Raw genomic sequence first — 2,928 nt, 5'->3', positions numbered from 1 at the left:
ATTGCCGCAATTTTTGTCAATTGTTGGCGATCTGGAGCGAACTAATCAATTAAATCTCTTGCCAGATAAGGATTGAGTCGATTTATGCCCCCACATCGAACCATACCAAGTCCCGAAGAGCCATTCATAATAAATATTGGTAGAAGATTAAAGATTAATTATTGTGACTAACTCCTTTGGTTAGAGAAAGATAAACTTGAGAATCTTCAGTCAAATTTATTGACTCAAAATCAGCTGTACTTAATTTAAATGAAACAGCCCTATAGGGCTGTTTCATTCTCCCATCAGAATATCAAAAGTAAAAGCGATCACTGTCTTTGTAAAATGAGGAGTGACCGGCAACTTTAAAATATATGTTGAGCTTAATAGAAAAACTGAAACAAGTCAAGGACTTTAGGAAAGATAAAGGAAAAAGACACCCTTTATGGATAGTATTAGTAGTAATAATACTGGGAACAATGCTAGGATACTTAAGTTATAGAGAGCTAGTGGGACTTAAACACAGAACCGAATTTTTTTAGCTATAATCAAGTCATAGTATGCTTTCACGTCAAAATACGCCCAGGCGAGAAACGACCCCATCCGCTATGCCGCCCTGCTTCGAGAGATGGTGCGCTAGATTCGATGACTGTTTCAAAAACCAGTCGCAAAAAGATGGCTTCCGACACTATTTAGGCGGATTATTAGGAGAAAGCGAGCGAAAAAACCTAACCCAGATGGCGGATAACTCGGTAGGGGTGGTTTATCACCGATTACATCACTTTTTAACCGAGGCTCCTTGGTCGGCGACGCAAATTAACCAACGTCGTCTGGAAGTGATGAACAAATGCTCGCAGACTAGGATCGGCGTGGGCTTCACGATGATTCTGGATGATTCGGGACATCGAAAAAGTGGCAATTTTACCGAGGGAGTCGGAAGACAATACCTCGGTGAGATCGGCAAGACAGATAACGGAGTAGTGGTAGTAACCACCCATCTCTACGACGGGAAAAAAAGCTTACCCTTAGACATCGATCTCTATCAACCGGCATCTTCTCTACTATCGGGAAAAGAAGACGAAGAGTTTAAAAAGAAACCCGAACTCGGACTCGAATTAATCGACCGAAGTTTAAAGCGAAAATACCGACCGAAAATTGTCTTGATAGATGCGGGGTATGGAAACAACACGCCGTTTCTGAAAGAGTTAGAAAAGAGAAAACTAAAGTATTTAGGAGGAGTGGCTAAAAATCGAAAAATTATCCGAAAAACGGAATCAGGAATCGAGGAAGAAATCAGTCTGGAGAAATTAGCAAAAAGCTTGAAGCTAGAGAGTTTCACCCCAGTAATCCTCTCGGTTAAAAAAACGAAAACCCTGTACATATTTATTGTTTCCGCTCGTATTGCGTCTTTAGAAGGAGAAAGAACTTTTGCCATCGTCATGAACGCGAGTTCTTGGGAAGAAGCGACGGACATCGATTATTTTATCACGAATGTCCAGGCGGAAAAAGTAACCCCGCAATGGGTAGTAGAAACTTACTCCCAAAGAAATTGGGTAGAAGTTTTCTATCGAGAGGCGAAAGGATGGTGAGGGCTAAGAGAATATCAGGTTCGCGAGAAAGAAAGCCTTCTTCGCCATTTTATCCTGGTGTTTTGTGCCTACACTTTTATTCTCTGGCATCACTTAACCGGGGGACTACAAAGGCGATGGGCGAATAAACCTTTGGGGACATTTACTGATGCTTTGGAGGCTTTTCGTACAGCGATGTCTTTTCGTTTTTTCACTTGGCTAACGCAGAATATTGATGTCTTTTCCGCTCACAAAGCGGCTTTGGGCTACATTTGGGCTTGAAATTTGTTTAAGTCCCATTAGCCGGTCGATTTTATACCAAATTTCTAAATTCCTGACAGACATAGAGCTTCTAAAATCCAAGACCATCCCGTCAAATACCCGATAGTGTCATTGGATAAACGATTTAAAAGAGCATCGAGTTTATCTCTTAAAGCATCAAGAGATTCAAAAGTTTCCCATGCCAGAAAATTTTTCAGGTACAGCCAAACTCTCTGTTGCGGGGTTAACTTCAGGACAACAAGAAGGTTGATAAAACAAGATAATATTGTCGGGAATTTCTAAGTGTACCGCAATATGTGCAGGAGCGTTATCTACTTGTAAAATATGTAATTCATTGGGAAAAGCTTGCGATAGTTGTAATAGATATTCTCCGAAACAATCCCCATCTAAATGGGAGAATTCATAGAAGAAGCTTCTGCCCTGTCGAGGCTCTACAGCCCCTTACAGCCAAAAGCATTGGAAGTTATATTGAAAATTACCAATCGGCTTAACTCCGAAAAGAGTTATTTTATTCCGAGCAATAGTGTGACCACCAAATCTACTTTCATCCTCGCACCAAAAACTTACTTTCTCGTAACGCTTTACTTTCTCGCTTTCCCTGTCTAGTAAAGCTTTTAGTCCTTTAGATAAGTTCGCTTTAAACTCATCTACTTCGCCAGGCAATTGTCTCGGATTTCGTGGTCTAGGTACTTTTAATTGAGCTTCCTAATTCCTGTCTAACGAGACGATAAACTGTTGTATAGCTGACGGAAATTTCTCGAACGACCGAGAGCCAAAAATAAATCTCTTTATAGCTGGTAAAACCCACTGGGTCTTTTAATTCGTTTTGTAAAAGAGCGACTTCTTCTACCGAAATCTTTTTCGGTCTTCCTGGTGGGTTTCCTTCAGATAATAATCGCTCGATTCCTCCTTTTCTGTAAAAACTTAACCAGCGATGGATTGTTCTTTCCCCTCGTCCCATTAATACCGCTAAATGGCGAACCGTCTCTACCTCCCCCATCTTCAAAAAATATAAGGACTGTACTTTAGCGTAGGCTAAACTACTTTTTTGTTGTTTCATTAATTCTTTTAAATCTTCTACTGACTCAACAATATCAAT

General features: G+C 40.4%; 3 pseudogenes. 2 read left to right on the top strand and 1 reads right to left on the bottom strand.

Features of this window, described 5'->3' with window-relative positions:
* Positions 1 to 353: 353 nt before the first annotated feature.
* Positions 354 to 488: pseudogene (locus tag IM477_RS14280) on the top strand (transposase family protein); the annotation flags it as partial.
* Positions 489 to 539: 51 nt separating this feature from the next.
* Positions 540 to 1,829 (top strand): annotated as a pseudogene (locus tag IM477_RS14275) (IS701 family transposase).
* 44 nt (positions 1,830 to 1,873) lie between these two features.
* Here IM477_RS14275 and IM477_RS14270 read toward each other — a convergent pair.
* Positions 1,874 to 2,928: pseudogene (locus IM477_RS14270) on the bottom strand (IS630 family transposase); the annotation flags it as partial.

Origin of the sequence: Microcystis sp. M090S1, assembly GCF_020246295.1 — a bacterium.
GTDB lineage: Bacteria > Cyanobacteriota > Cyanobacteriia > Cyanobacteriales > Microcystaceae > Microcystis > Microcystis aeruginosa.
The sequence above is the reverse complement of the archived record's forward strand: the minus strand, read 5'-3'. Positions and strand labels throughout refer to the sequence as shown.